Source organism: Pseudoduganella sp. UC29_71 (assembly GCF_042693265.1).
GTDB lineage: Bacteria > Pseudomonadota > Gammaproteobacteria > Burkholderiales > Burkholderiaceae_D > Rugamonas.
Genome location: NZ_CP170549.1, coordinates 5,707,426 through 5,722,223 on the forward strand (window position 1 = coordinate 5,707,426; position 14,798 = coordinate 5,722,223).

The 14,798-nt window shown below is 52.9% G+C and carries 11 protein-coding genes and 1 pseudogene; 7 read left to right on the forward strand and 5 right to left on the reverse strand.

Annotation, left to right across the window (positions count from 1 at the left end):
• Positions 1-104 precede the first annotated feature (104 nt).
• Positions 105-2,606 carry a DNA topoisomerase (ATP-hydrolyzing) subunit B gene (gyrB, locus tag ACFJI2_RS25420; protein WP_377702408.1) on the forward strand — a complete coding sequence of 834 codons (2,502 nt, stop codon included), beginning with the start codon at positions 105-107 and terminating at the stop codon, positions 2,604-2,606.
• A gap of 391 nt (positions 2,607-2,997) precedes the next feature.
• Here gyrB and ACFJI2_RS25425 read toward each other — a convergent pair whose 3' ends face one another.
• Genes ACFJI2_RS25425 through ACFJI2_RS25440 form a run of 4 tightly spaced genes read right to left on the reverse strand, consistent with a single transcriptional unit; the run spans position 2,998 to position 8,277 of the window.
• The gene (locus tag ACFJI2_RS25425) at positions 2,998-3,603 is read right to left on the reverse strand and encodes an HNH endonuclease (protein ID WP_377702409.1); all 606 of its coding nucleotides are present in this window, start codon (positions 3,601-3,603) and stop codon (positions 2,998-3,000) included.
• A gap of 2 nt (positions 3,604-3,605) precedes the next feature.
• Positions 3,606-4,229, reverse strand: a complete 624-nt coding sequence (locus ACFJI2_RS25430) for a hypothetical protein (RefSeq protein WP_377702410.1) — start codon at positions 4,227-4,229, stop codon at positions 3,606-3,608.
• Positions 4,226-6,484: an ATP-binding protein gene (locus tag ACFJI2_RS25435; RefSeq protein WP_377702411.1), complete on the reverse strand. Its 2,259-nt coding sequence runs from the start codon at positions 6,482-6,484 to the stop codon at positions 4,226-4,228. The genes ACFJI2_RS25430 and ACFJI2_RS25435 overlap by 4 nt, the downstream gene beginning before the upstream one ends.
• Positions 6,481-8,277: an Eco57I restriction-modification methylase domain-containing protein gene (locus tag ACFJI2_RS25440; protein ID WP_377702412.1), complete on the reverse strand. Its 1,797-nt coding sequence runs from the start codon at positions 8,275-8,277 to the stop codon at positions 6,481-6,483. The genes ACFJI2_RS25435 and ACFJI2_RS25440 overlap by 4 nt, the downstream gene beginning before the upstream one ends.
• A 516-nt stretch (positions 8,278-8,793) precedes the next feature.
• Here ACFJI2_RS25440 and ACFJI2_RS25445 point away from each other — a divergent pair.
• The 6 genes and pseudogenes from ACFJI2_RS25445 to ACFJI2_RS25470 form a co-directional block, all read left to right on the forward strand.
• Positions 8,794-9,088, forward strand: a pseudogene (locus tag ACFJI2_RS25445) (transposase); the annotation flags it as partial.
• Between the two features lie 368 nt (positions 9,089-9,456).
• Positions 9,457-9,699: a hypothetical protein gene (locus ACFJI2_RS25450; protein WP_377702413.1), complete on the forward strand. Its 243-nt coding sequence runs from the start codon at positions 9,457-9,459 to the stop codon at positions 9,697-9,699.
• 663 nt (positions 9,700-10,362) lie between these two features.
• Complete coding sequence (tnpA, locus tag ACFJI2_RS25455; RefSeq protein WP_377700832.1) at positions 10,363-10,749, forward strand: IS66-like element accessory protein TnpA; 387 nt, start codon at positions 10,363-10,365, stop codon at positions 10,747-10,749.
• Positions 10,746-11,093 (forward strand): IS66 family insertion sequence element accessory protein TnpB, encoded by a 348-nt coding sequence (gene tnpB, locus ACFJI2_RS25460; protein WP_377700833.1) that lies wholly within the window; start codon positions 10,746-10,748, stop codon positions 11,091-11,093. The genes tnpA and tnpB overlap by 4 nt, the downstream gene beginning before the upstream one ends.
• 29 nt (positions 11,094-11,122) lie before the next feature.
• Entirely contained in the window at positions 11,123-12,664 is a 1,542-nt protein-coding gene (gene tnpC / locus ACFJI2_RS25465; protein ID WP_377700834.1) for an IS66 family transposase, read from the forward strand.
• A 110-nt stretch (positions 12,665-12,774) separates the two neighbouring features.
• Positions 12,775-13,401, forward strand: coding sequence for a DUF6602 domain-containing protein (locus tag ACFJI2_RS25470; RefSeq protein ID WP_377702414.1), 627 nt, complete (start codon positions 12,775-12,777; stop codon positions 13,399-13,401).
• A gap of 206 nt (positions 13,402-13,607) precedes the next feature.
• On the opposite strand, the gene ACFJI2_RS25475 is transcribed toward ACFJI2_RS25470, so the two are convergent.
• Positions 13,608-14,714, reverse strand: coding sequence for an MrcB family domain-containing protein (locus ACFJI2_RS25475; protein ID WP_377702415.1), 1,107 nt, complete (start codon positions 14,712-14,714; stop codon positions 13,608-13,610).
• Positions 14,715-14,798 lie beyond the last annotated feature (84 nt).

Here is a 14,798-nt window from a genome sequence, read left to right on the forward strand (position 1 = left end):
CCCACGACACGCAAATGGCACGAAAACCGTAGGGCGGGTTAGCGCGAAGCGCGTAACCCGCCAACCGCAGCACCGAGTCAACAAGATTACAGAGAAAGCAGTCCATGTCCGAGAGCCAAAACGAACAACCGATCCAGGCAGCCAAGGTGGAAGAATACGGCGCCGCGTCCATTCAGATCCTGGAAGGCCTCGAAGCCGTACGTAAGCGCCCCGGCATGTACATCGGCGACACCTCCGACGGCACCGGTTTGCACCACCTGGTGTTCGAAGTGCTGGACAACTCCATCGACGAATCGCTGGCCGGCCACTGCACGGAAATCCACGTCACCATCCACTCGGACAACTCGATCTCGATTACCGACAACGGCCGCGGCGTACCGACCGGCCTGAAGATGGACGACAAGCACGACCCGAAACGCTCGGCCGCTGAAATCGTGATGACCGAGCTGCACGCCGGCGGCAAGTTCGACCAGAACTCGTACAAGGTGTCCGGCGGCCTGCACGGCGTGGGCGTGTCCTGCGTGAACGCACTGTCCAAGACCCTGAAGCTGACCATCCGCCGCGACGGCAAGGTGCACTTCATGGAATTCGCGCGCGGCGTGCCGCAGAACCGCGAACTGGAAGAGCGCGACGGTATCATGGTGTCCCCGATCAAGGTGATCGGCGAGACCGACAAGCGCGGCACCGACGTGCACTTCTGGGCCGACGAGGAAATCTTCACGCACGTGGAATTCCACTACGAGATCCTGGCCAAGCGTATCCGCGAGCTGTCCTTCCTGAACAACGGCGTGAACATCAAGCTGACCGACCAGCGCACCGGCAAGGAAGACGTGTTCGCGTTCGAAGGCGGCACGCGCGGCTTCGTGGAATACATCAACAAGGCCAAGACCACGCTGCACCCGACCATTTTCCAGGCCACCGGCGAGCGCCAGTCGGACCAGAACACCACCATCACCGTGGACGTGTCCATGCAGTGGAACGACGCCTACAACGAGCAGGTGCTGTGCTTCACCAACAATATCCCGCAGCGCGACGGCGGCACCCACCTGACCGGCCTGCGCGCCGCGATGACGCGCGTGATCAACAAATACATCGACGAGAACGACTTCGCCAAGAAGGCCAAGGTTGAAATCTCCGGCGACGACATGCGCGAAGGCCTGACCTGCGTGCTGAGCGTGAAGGTGCCGGAGCCGAAGTTCTCGTCGCAGACCAAGGACAAGCTGGTGTCGTCCGAAGTGCGCGGCCCGGTTGAGGAAATCGTGGCCAAGACGCTGACCGACTTCCTGATGGAAAAGCCGAACGACGCCAAGATCATCTGCGGCAAGATCGTGGAAGCGGCGCGCGCGCGCGAAGCGGCCCGCAAGGCCCGCGACCTGACTCGCCGCAAAGGCGTGATGGACGGCCTTGGCCTGTCCGCCAAGCTGGCCGACTGCCAGGAAAAAGACCCGGCGCTGTGCGAACTGTACATCGTCGAGGGTGACTCCGCAGGCGGCTCCGCCAAACAGGGCCGCGACCGCAAGTTCCAGGCTATCCTGCCATTGCGCGGTAAAGTGCTGAACGTGGAAAAGGCGCGCTTCGAGAAGATGCTGTCGTCCGAGCAGATCACCACGCTGATCGCCACCTTGGGCACCTCCATCGGCCCGGACGAATTCAACGCCGACAAGCTGCGCTACCACCGCATCATCATCATGACCGACGCGGACGTCGACGGCGCCCACATCCGCACCCTGCTGCTGACGCTGTTCTACCGCCAGATGCCGCAGCTGGTGGAACGCGGCCACATCTACATCGCCCAGCCGCCGCTGTACAAGGTGAAAGCCGGCCGCGACGAGCGCTACCTGAAGGACGACGTGGAAGAAGCCAGCTACATGATGACCGTAGCGCTGAACACCGCCGCCCTGACCCCGCGCGACGGCGCCGAGATCATCCAGGGCGAAGCGCTGGCTGAACTGGCGCGCCAGTACAACACCGCCAACGCCATCATGACGCGTTTGACCCGCGTGATCGACCGCGCCGCGCTGACCGCCATCATGACAGGCGTAACGCTGAACATGGAAACGCTGGCGCAGGCGGAAGCCTCGGCCAAGGCCATGGCTGAGCGCATCAGCGACCCGGCCGTGACCGTGACGGTGGTATCGGACGAGCTGAGCGAGAAACACGCGCTGCGCATCGAGCGCATGCACCACGGTAACGTAAAGGTGTGCTCGATCGACGCGGACTTTGTGCAGAGCGCGGACTACGCCACGCTGGCCAACGCGGCAGCGACGTTTGAAGGCTTGATCGGCGAAGGCGCCGTGATCCGCCGTGGCGAAGGCGAGCGTACCAAGGATTCGGCCGTGGTCGACTTCCACCACGCGATGCAGTGGCTGCGCGATGAGGCGGAACGCGTGGTGTCCAAGCAGCGCTACAAAGGTCTGGGTGAGATGAACCCGGATCAGCTGTGGGAGACCACCATGGATCCAAAGGTGCGCCGTTTGCTGAAGGTGCAGATTGAGGACGCCATCGCGGCGGACCAGATCTTCACCACGCTGATGGGGGATGATGTGGAGCCGCGTAGGAACTTCATTGAGACGAATGCGCTGCGGGCGGGGAATATTGACGTTTAACGCTCTTAGCCCTCAAATGGCCTCCTTTGGGAGGCCATTTTTTTATAAGAAAAGCATAAAAGATATGTATTGACCGATGATTTCAAAGTTAGTATTTTGACTCCTGGGGCAATCTGACCATATCCGCATTCAAGTTTTGACCTAGCGTCATCCCATCCAACGGCCAACGCCTTGAACTAGCCCAAAGCCATATGCGCTTGTGCTATTAGCGCACGTATAAATTTCTTAGCTTCTTCTTCGATCGCACTTAGGCAATTTTTTGATAAACCACAATACCAACAATATCTTCACAAGTGAGCCTACAGAAAACTACCGGTCAACGCAGTTAGAAGTTATTCCGTCTCATAAAATAACAGTGCCTCGTCGAATTCAGAATCAATCCAGGTCCAAATCAAAGAGCCTGCAACATTTGCTTTGCTTTTGTGAGCGCTGCGGAAAGGCGTGGCAACTTCTCTTCAATCTCTTTACGCGGACGCGATGTCAATGCCATCATTTCACTACTGACCACATCAATCATTTTGTGAGCTTCGGCACGCAGTCGTCGCGCTTGACGTATACGGCATCGGATCGGACGATTGAGCGCCATTAGATTGATCATGTAGAGCGAGGGATCCTTGAGAGCGGTTATGCTCCCATTCGCCTCCACCTTATAGTATGAATTCATTGGGTTTGAGAAGGGGTCGACAAAACCATTCTTTCCGCTTGAGGAAGTTCCATCTTTCTCTGGCCACCAATCAGACTTCAACCTATTACATTTCGCACAGGCCAAGACGAGATTAAAAGGAACGCTTTCCAATTCAGGAAAATGCTTTTGTGGTTTAAAGTGATCAATATGCATCCCCTCGCCGCCAATCTCATTTAAAAGCACGTCACAGTAGACGCATCTTTCTTGGCAATCTTCAGCTATCTCGCCACCATATTCAGAATAGGTAGAATAAAAACTTCCATCAGCTTTGGTTTTATAGTTTTTTCGGCGGGTTAGTTGAGGGAAATACATTTTTACTTTCCAAGTATCCGATTGATTTCTAACAATGCCTTTTCTGCAGAATCCAACTTCTGGGCAAGCTCTTGACTATCCAGCAGTTCTCCAGCCAGCACCTGTTTTTCGCGATGAAATGCGAGGTCAGCGTACTCCTTAGCTTCTTGACTAGAAAGTTGAGTGTCCATGGACTTACGCAACAGCGCTTCGAAACGTTGATCCCGTTCGGATAAAATATCCTCAAAAATATTGATATGCCTTCGAAGTCTACTCGAAATTTTCAAGAGCTTTTCATCATCACTAATGTCATCTTTCGCAAGCACGTATTCGACATCACTTAAATTGCTATCCAGGTCCTCAACTGAATTTGTCAATATATAGAGTGGTATCTTGGAATTCGCCTGACGAATGGCCTCTACCAACTCGGTTCCGACATACTGAGCTGAGCCAATTGCAGATAACTTTTGGTCAACGACTATAGAGACCACTTCTTCATGCGATGCTATAACTTGTAACATTTCTGGTATGGTGGGTAACGGCAATAATTTCACCAACTGAACCTCCCCGCCATATGCTCTAATCAACCGCTTGCCGAGTATTTTTAGAGCCTGCTCTTCTTCATCGATATAAAGCACAGTCTTCATGGTTTTCCTTCCGTAGGAATAAATATGGTAAATTCCGCACCACCGACATCGCTCTTCGCTGCAGCGACGATCTTTCCGCCAGAATGTTCATTCACAAAAGTTCGCACGATTGACAGCCCCATTCCAGTGCCAACATTATTTCCTTTTTCGTCTTGACGCGTACTAAACATAGGATCGAATATTAAATGTTCTGTCCCTTGTTCCAATCCTTTTCCGCTGTCGGCGAAAGCAAGTTCAACGCCATTTTCAACATTTCGAGCTTTTACCTTAATAAATCTCTCCCCTGGCTTTTTCTGCGAAAGAGCCCAGATCGAATTCGAAATCATGTTAACCAAAATACTTTCCCAGTCGATCTCATAAGCGAAGATATCAGATAAGCCTATATCTATCTCGCTAAAATCGTACTCGATTTTTTGACGAATGAGCGACTCTTCCAAAGCAGAAAAAACGCGCGTAACAACGTTTCTTAGATTGAATTTTCTTTTCTTTCGCTTTTCAGCCCGTACATTGCCCAATGAAAAAGCTGCATAATTTTTAATGAATTTCGTGCTATGAATAATGACATCAATTCCAGCAAGAATGTCTGCTTCTTTGTCAGGACTGACCATGAATTTTCCTTCTTGGAAGTCATAACGTAGCTCAGAAGCAGCACTCGCCGCCAGGTTGCAAAATTCTTTAGCTTCATGACCAAAACAAACAGCTAGAATCCCAATTGAAGCCAAGTTGGCAAGCGTATCTTTTTCTCGCTCGAGTTCCTCTCGTTTTTGCGTATACGCTTCTTTTTGTTTCACAGACGCAGCCTCGGTCGCTGCGACAAACTCTTCAACTGCGCGAATTTTCTCTTCCAGTGCCTCTGGTGGAAGAACATCTTGAGCAATAACAGCCTTTCTCAATCCTGCGACAGCTTCTTTGCTTTTATCGATCGACCTAGAAAGGTCACGATTATGTTTTTCAATCGAATCTGTTGGGAATTCAAGCCGCGCATGTGTTGTTGCCGTCAACTCAAAAACTGAAATAACTTTTAATGCAAACGACCGCATGTCCCAGAATGCATCGGACTCAACAATACCCTCTCTATTCGCCTGATCGACTAGTTGGGCATTATCAATGCGGCTAATAAAAATTGCACCTAATGCTTGCTGTGGCGCTACACGCCAATTACCTTGTCTAATCCCCGATGGGTTACTAGATTTTCGGTAACCTAGTCCAAGCCAGTCCCCCCTGCCGGACGGTTCGCCGAAAGGCCGAACTCGAAAATGGTCTCTGTAAATTCGCACACCATGGTTCAACGACATGAACTGGCTCCAGCCCTTTTTCTTCAGGCTAGTAGATATTTCCGCGCTTGGTTGTGGAATGTAGTAGAAATGGAATTCTAATGGTCCACATCGAGGACCATTTTCACGCTCTGGAAGCCAGTCATTCCAACTAGTGATAAGCGGAGAAACCGGCTTATCTTTGTGCGGCTGGCTAAACTCGACCTTGATATTACCGGCTACGTCCAACGAGGCTTTTACGAACCATACCGCCGCTTCGAGGTATTTGTCAGAAGTCAGCTTTCCATCGACCTCATTCAGTCCACTGCGAAAATCGATGGAAAAATCATCCACATTACTAAAAGGCGTAACCAACATTGAAAGCTCGGTCCGCAACTCTTCGATCCTTTTGTCCGGCCAGTCCTCTCTCATTCCAACTAGTACCAACCGAGTTCCGGAATCCTTCCCCTCAAAAAAATCACTATGCTTATTCTTCAGAGAGGGAATTCGGAAAATCTTATGATTAATACTGGAAATTGTGGCGCTTCGGTCGTCATAACGCCCCCAGTCAACTCTAACCTCAAGTACGTGATCCATCTCTTTAGTTTTGGTCTGAAGCACCAACTGCCTGCAGAGCCGATCAATACCTAAACGTCCTAGCCCTTTCGCTCCTGTCATAATCCGCTTTTTCCGGCCAGATCGCTCATTTTCAACTTTATGATCCGTACCAATCCTCAACCAAACCTTCTCCAGAGTTTGCAAATCCATGCCATCGCCATCGTCCTCAATCTGCAAGACTTTCACTGGCGCGGATCGCTTAAGAAAACTCAGACGCACATTTTCTGCGTTCGCATCGTACGAGTTTTTTATAAGTTCCGCAACAGCTGCAGTAGCGCTTGCAATACTTTCTCTGCCAAGCTGCAGCGGGAGGCGAGCAGCAATATCAAAGGGGAGACTTTTTAAGAGCGTACGATTAAGCGCAACTGCAGTCTGATATGTCATTTCAATTCCCGTCCTAGCATGTGATTACAGTTGGAAAACTCAGCGGCTAAAATCATTTCAATAGCATCCGAGATTGATAGCCCAGACTCAACAGCAGCGCCAACGCACTGCGGACACGGAAGTGGCAGCTGATTTAACTCGAAAACAGAGACGTTCGTTGAACCAGAAATACAGCGAAAATATCTCTCGACCTGCTCATTTACCAACACATTCCTTAGCATCTCTACCCCACATTTCGGGACAGCTTCGTCAGACTCAAGTATGACTACATGATTTTCACCAACAAAGCCCGGGAACTCCGGCCATTGCGAGATATCTAATCGTGTGGCAACGAGCCTACGTGTTTGATCGCTTGATGTAACCCGCTGAAGAAGCAGTGCATCATGCCGAACCAATGATCTGTGATTGTAGTCACCGATATCAACATACAATGGTTCATTTTCACTATTCCGCCGATCGTTAAGGTTTATCGGCCTTTCACCACTTATGTCGGTAGACCAAATTAAAGGAACAATTAATTTTGCCCTGGATTTTTTTGCCTCGCTAAGCGAGAAATATGTTTTTTTAGTATCTCGGTTCCAAACAAACGCACCGATCCTCGCGCGATAGCCATAATCCGCTATACGTGCGCGGCATCTGCTACCTCTATCAATAATAACGGAATCTTCTTTTCTTCGTGGAATCGCCCAAACACCAGTTCCTGGAGATATTAGAGTAGTGCCGACTCTCTGTCGAGAGCCATCACGGCACACTTTAAAAACTTCGGAAACACCCTTGCGCACGTTGGCCGATTTTTTTCGCATGAGGGTAATGATCGTCTCCTGCTCCACATCAATAAATACATTTAATCGTTCACCAACGATGCCGAAACTAATAATTTCCGACTGCCGCTGAATTTCATAGCGAATTTTCCCGAACGTCTTCCCCGAGACAAAACTCATTGGTGAAATAAGTTTAATTAGCCCACCACTTCGAACGATATTTAAACAAAGATAAATAAATAACGTGTAAAGATTTGCTTGGCTTTCGATCACGCAATTGTAGTCGCTCACATAGCTAGAAAGTTCAACTTTATTTAATTTTCGATAAGGGGGGTTGCAGACAATTACGTCAATTTTACGTTTTTTCCCGCTTGATAGAAAAAGCGAATCAGCACAAACGATGTCAAAATTCGGCTCGCGTCCTGTTTCTGCTATCTGCTTTTCAAAAATTGCTCGCAAAAAATTCTGAGAGAGTGTGCATAGCACAGGGTCTAATTCGGAGCCCAGAACATGTTGTTCCACATGAGAAATAATTTGATCCGACGAATAATTCAATTTTATTAGTTCGTCTCTTATTCTGACAGCTATCGGAGTAAGGAACGCAGCTCCTCCGCATGCGGGATCATAAAATACGTGCTTTTTATAGTCGACGTGTTCAGCAGTCAAATCATCCAGCATCCTTTTTGTAATAGATGGTGGCGTAAAGTACATAGCGTGAGATTTCTGGTGTTCATCACCACTCCAAATCGCATAGGCAGAGCTGAGCCAATAGGTGCTATCCAGCAATGACTGAGCCGTGAGCCAATGTAGGAATTCAACTGCAACTACGGATAAAGGATTCTCGAATTGATATAGGTCCGGGCTAGCAGGGAGCGTAGGGGCAACTTCCTTCAACCAATGGACTAAAATCGTTTTCGTTAGTCTTACAAAATCCTTATCACCGGCATCTACTTCTTTCTGCAACGCTCGGACGAATTTATAAAAAGATTGCTTGGTCTTGAACGGAGACTCGCGCGTTTCGGCGACACTCATTAAACTACTCCAGTAAGTGGGCGATACCCAGAAGAATGGAAATTACAATACGGTGCGACTTCCGTCGGTATGGCACACGTCTACTTGAGCCTGCTCGCAATTTAAAAAGCGAAAAAGCCCATCCCGTGAACTTTCTCGCTTTTAAGACTAACTGCGCTGAACTATACAAGGAACCGTAGCAGCACGCAAACTGCGATCAGATCGTCGGCGCATCATCTTCCTAGTACTTGAAAGTGGGGCCTTAGAAGGTTAAGACAAAGCTAGAGGTCGCACAGTGGCTACATTTTGCAAGCGAGCATCATCTGCTACGTGGGCTTGAACTCCTCCGACGACAGGTACGTTCGCATGTTCGAAGGCGGAGTGGAAATAGATGTTGGGCGGCAGTTAAGGGCTACTGGTGGCATCACCAAGCAGGCAAGTTGAGATAGGCCCCTGGTTCACCGGATACAGCCTATGCGCTATTCCTACGGATAGGAATAGCGCAGCAGGCGCTAGTCAGCCGATGAGAAGGCGGCGCTGGTGCGCGAGACGTACGAGCCGGGTATGACCGTGTCGCTGTGGCACGCAAACACGGCGTTGGCGCCAGCCAGCTGTACAACTGGCGCAAGCTCGAGCGCGAAGGCGTGTTCACCGCTGTCTCGGCTGGCGAATCGGTGGTGCCGGCAAGCGAGCTGGCGGCGGCCTGCGCCCAGATCGCCCAGCTGCAACGCATGTTGGGCAAAAAGACTATGGAAGCGGAGATCCTGAGAGCGGCAGTCGAGTTCGCTCGAGAAAAAAAGTGGATTGCGCGCTCGCCCTTGTTGGACAAGGATAGTCAGTGAAGGCGGTCTGTTCGGCGCTTGACATGGCGCGCTCGAATGTGTGCCGATATGGCGTCCACTGCTGCTTGCGTAATGAATGCCGTACCATCTTGCGGTCCAGATCCAGCTCGCGGGCAATCGCTGAAATCGAACTGCCCGCAGCAGCCATCTGGCCAATCTGTTCCCAACGTTCCTTGCTGATCACTTCAGCCTCCGCGCCTGATGCAGACGCAGATAGGCTAACGCTAGCGTTACCTGCAAGGACAATTGAAAACGCCGTGTTTTTCCCTTCCTTTTTCGATTACCTCCAAGAATGGGTGGGGGAAATTCAGTTCCCACAGATGGGAATTATTGGGCTCCTACTGACAAACACCGGCTGTTGCTGCTAAAGGCGCAAAAACGCCACGTCAGCAGCCGCGTTCACGATGGCGTCGTTGGTGTGGCCGAGCCAAACCTGCGCTGGTGTTCCGATGGTTTTGAGATCGCTTGCGACAACGGAGAGGTCGTAACCCGCGTGTTCATGAAAGTCTGCTGTGACCGTGAAATCATCGCGTGGCGCCCTTGGGCCGAACGCGGCCTGCCGGGCGAGCCTGTCCACGAAATGCTGGTCGAAGCGGTCTAAGCACGGTTTGGCCAGGCCAGCATTGGATCGGCGAAGCTGGAATTCTTTGGCGACAATGGCGGCGCGCCTACCTAGCCCATGAAACTCACGGCTGGGTGCGCGAGCTGAGGCTGGAGCCAATTCATCAGCCAGTGCGCAGCCCGCAATCGAACGGGATCGCGGAGAGCTTTGTGACCACGTTTAAAAGGGGACTACGTCAGCTTGATGGACTGCAGCAATTCCAAAACCGTTCTCGCCCAATTGACAGACGCTTTTATGCATTTCAATTAGATTCATCCGCATTCGCCGTTGAAGTTAAAATCGCATCACATGTTCAGGAGGGAGCTGACACGCCGGGCTCAGCAAAGCGGCGCTAACTAAGCGATAGGATGCGTCCGGTTATACGGGGGCAAGATCAATCCAATCACAAATGACCCCAAGAAAAGCGACGGATAAGAATGCAGACTGAAGAGTACTTTCGCTCGATTTCTACCGAACTCGATTCACTGAAGAATCGAGTTCGCCATCTAATACACGACCAACACTGGCAAACCGATGGGGAATGGAAGGAGTCTGTGCTCCGAACAATTATCCGTAAGCGTCTTCCCAGCGCCGTCTGGACTGCCTGACCAGCGTAATCCATGATCGAATTTTGGCACAGCGTTGTGCCCACAATTTTCGATTATGGACACAAATTTTCAACCGATCATTTCCAAGAATCCACGCGGCCACTACCGCCAGCACCCGCTCGAGTTCAAGCGCGCATTGGTGGCGCTGTCGCTGGAGCCGGGCGCTTCGGTCGCGCGCATCGCGCGCGAGCACGGCGTCAACGCTAACCAGGTGTTCAGCTGGCGCCGTCTCTATGAGCAAGGGCGCCTCGGCGTGCCTGCGTTAATGCGGGATGATGGCTTGTTGCCGGTGGTGCTGGCGCCAACGGCGCCTGCTCCGAATAACGACACCTCCGACGCCAGCGGCATTATCGTGTTGGAGTTGGGCCAGGTCCGCGTGCGGATCGAAGGTCAGCCCAATGCCGCTGCGCTGGCGCAAGTGTTGGATCGGGTTCTACGATGATCGGCCTGCCCGCTGGCACCAAGGTCTGGCTCGCCGCCGGCACCACCGACATGCGCTCCGGCTTCAATGGGCTGGCTGCCAAAGTGCAGACGGCGCTGGAGGAAGATCCGTTCAGCGGGCACGTTTTCGTGTTTCGTGGCCGGCGCGGCGATCTCATCAAATTACTGTGGTGGACCGGTGACGGGCTGTGCCTGCTGGCCAAGCGGCTGGAGCGTGGCCGCTTCATCTGGCCGCAGGCCAGCAACGGCTCGGTGGCGTTGACGCAGGCGCAGCTGTCGATGCTGCTCGAGGGCATAGACTGGCGGCGCCCCGAGCGAACTTGGAAACCAACCTCGGCCTTGTAAACGTGATACGCCTCGCGTAAACTCGGCGCATGCTCAGCCCAGCCGACCTGCCCAACGAAATCGCCGCCTTGAAGGCGCTGCTGCTCGCTCAAAACGAGGTGGTGGAAGGTCTGCGCGAACAACTGAACACGCGCGCCGTCGAGATCGAACACCTCAAGCTGCAGATCGCGAAGTTGCGGCGCATGCAGTTCGGCCGCAAGTCGGAAAAGCTGGACCACCAGATCGAGCAGCTGGAATTGCAACTGGAAGACCTGCAGGCCGACGAGGCCGAGGCGGCGCGCGAGATGCCGGCGGCCGACCAGGCGCCGCGCAAAAAATCGGTGCGTCGGCCTCTGCCCGATCACCTGCCGCGTGACGAGAAGGTCTATGCGCCAGCGGCCGACGCCTGCCCGGCCTGCGGTGGCGGCCTGCGGCCGCTGGGCGAAGACGTGGCCGAGCAACTGGATTTCGTGCCGGCCAGCTTCCGCGTGATCCGCCATGTGCGTCCCAAGCTTGCTTGTTCCTGCTGCGATGCGATCGTCCAGGCACCGGCACCGAGCCGGCCGATTGAGCGCGGCATTGCCGGTCCCGGCCTGCTGGCCCACATCCTGGTGGCGAAATTTGCCGATCACCTGCCGCTGTATCGCCAGTCGGTCATTTATGCCCGTGAGGGCGTCGACCTTGACCGCGCCCTGTTGGCGAGCTGGGTCGGTTCGGCCAGCGCACTGCTGCGTCCGTTAGTTGACGCCGTTCGGCGCCACGTGCTGGCAGCGTCGAAGCTGCATGCCGACGACACCCCGATCCCTGTGCTGGCGCCCGGCAACGGAAAAACGAAGACGGCGCGCTTGTGGACCTACGTGCGTGACGACCGGCCTTCGGGCGACACCGCACCGCCAGCAGTCTGGTTTGCGTACACGCCCGACCGCAAGGGCATTCATCCGCAGACCCACCTGGCCAAGTTCGAAGGCGTGCTGCAAGCCGATGCGTATGCTGGCTTCAATGCCTTGTTTGAAAATGGAACGATCCGCGAAGCCGCCTGCTGGGCGCACGCGCGACGCAAGTTCCATGACCTGCACGCGGCGCGACCGACGGCGCTGACCACCGAGGCATTGCGCCGGATCGCCGAGCTCTATGTGATCGAGGCAGATATCCGAGGCAAACCTCCCGACGAACGAAGGCAGGTTCGGCAAGCCCGCTCGCGCCCGCTACTCGATGACCTGGAACACTGGCTGCGCACCACGCTCGATACGCTGTCGCGCAAGTCCGACACTGCGGCGGCGATCCTGTACGCGCTCAAACTCTGGCCGGCGCTGCTGCGCTATTGCGATGACGGCGCCATCGAGATCGACAACTCGGCGGCCGAGCGCGCCTTGCGTGGCGTAGCGATAGGCCGCCGCAACTACCTGTTTGCCGGCGCCGACAGCGGCGGCGAGCGCGCCGCCGCGATCTACTCGTTGATCGGGACGGCCAAGCTGAACGGTGTCGACCCCGAAGCTTGGTTGCGCCATGTGCTGACGCATATCGCCGATCATCCCGTCAACCGGGTTGATGAATTCTTGCCGTGGAACTGCGGCCTGCCAGCAGCCCTCTGAGATTACGCCGCTTCCCAGCGGTGTGATGCCATCATCGATCAAATTGCCAAGGCACTCAAGACGGCGCTGAGCGGACGCTTACAATTATCCAACGCTCCGCTCCGCTGAACATGACTGTCGGGCGAGGATTTATCGTAGATCGAGATCGGTCCAGCACACAGATTGATATCCTGATCTACGACAATTCCTACCCCGTTTTGTACAAGGACGGCGATCTGGTCTTCATCAGCCCATCCGCTTGCCGTGCAGTTATTGAAGTCAAGACCTCTGTAACTCGAACTGCATTTCTGAGAGCCGTCGAAAAGCTCGGTGACGTTGCCGAGCTGGCCAGGGGAACCGGCGTCAGCCGCCGCCAGGTATTCACCGGGCTCTTCGTTTACGAGAAGATACGCTGGAACGGAATACTCGCGCAGTTGTCTCACGGTGCAGACGGCCGCCATCAACGGATAGTTGATCACGTATCGGCTGGTCCGTCTCAGTTCGTCAAATTTTGGAACCGCGACCCTGCTACCGGTAGACCGCCGTATCAGCAATGGCACGAATACGACCTGTATCAAATGGCGCAAGGATACTTCGCGCACAATCTCATAACTCATCTTGCACCAAATGATAAGGTGCGCCGTGAAAGCGTATGGTTCCCGGAGCAGAGCAAAGAGGTCCGTTTGGTAGACCATTTGAAATTTGACGGACGACTGCCTGTTCTTGCGCCACAATTCCTTGCGCGGAGACTTCGCTGAGCACCAGAGCGGTTTGGAAACTCAACGTGCATCCTGATGGGCTCAACTCAGGTAGCCGGTCGAACAGAATCCTGCCCCGGCTGAGAGTTCTTCATCACAAGACCAATACCTGCAAACGGCACCTACTAGCTTGCATACGTCAGCTTGCCCACTTCCCGGAATGATTCATCGCCCAAGGACCGAAGGCCCGATTTCGCCCCAAGGGATTATCCATCAAGCTCAGGTATAGATTTTTTGTAGAGTACCATCAACTTTTCGTAGGAAATCACGATTCCTTTGGATGCTAGCTTCTGAATTCTAGTCAGCAATAACTTGGTAAGCAACGGCTCCTTTTCTGCAACGATTCCATGATGAAGTAGTCTATGGCATACAGGGCAAAGCGCGACGATGTTGGCTCGAACATCGAGATTCTGAAGAAAGCTCTGCTGTGCAGACATTGGGATTAGGTGATGTCCTTCAACATATGCATGCTTGTTCCTTGCGGAAATAAATGTCTTGTGTGATGAATCAACTTCACAAACAAAACCCGCTTCTAACAATGCCTCTGCAGATCTCTTACCACTTCGTGCGTATCGTTTTCCGAGTGTGCCCGGCAAGAGGGGCGGAGGTTGCTCTGCGCCGCTTTCCTCAGGAGAAACTTGCTGCAAGTTAGCCGCCAAGTCATTAATATCGTCCTGAAAGTCTGAGTCTACCACCTGCGCCAGGGACCACAAGGAGCCACCAAATTTTTGATACAGCTGGTCATACATTTCCAGAAGAACTAGGAGATCGCGCTCAAAGCGTTGTAGAGTCGGCAAAGCCTTCGCCTCGTACTTGAAACTCGCAATTGCGCCGCGTTCATACCCCTTCGCTAAATTCGATGTTGTTGAGAGTGAAATATTTCCCTTATGAACACCGATTGGGTCTCCAATGTAATGTCCAGCACGCTCAGCTACAATCGCGAGTTTTTGTCCAGCCAACGAATCACTAACGTACTGCTCCTTAAACGCCGTGTAGCCTTGATTCAAAGAGAGCCAACAACTTGAAAGATCGGCGGAAAACAACAGGACGATATAATAGCCATTGGTTGCTGTTTTGGTGATTTTCTCGTTGAAAACTGCCACCCACGGACACTGCGCGGGAGTGAAGTTAATTTGACCGAACGAGCCCTTTGATCTGTAGCCAGTTCGGCCGGATTTTGTGACGGCATTGTTGAATACTTCGGGAATTTTACTTAAGAGAGCGACTTTATCCAGCGTGACCGGCAGTGGCTTCACCTTTCCAATACTTCTTGTGGTACCGTAATATGTAAGAATATCGTGAATTTCTTGCATTACTTTTCTTTCTTATTGATAGGACGACTTTTTGAAGTTCGCTTTCTCAGGATGGTACGAGCACAGATGATTGCCTTCGATGCG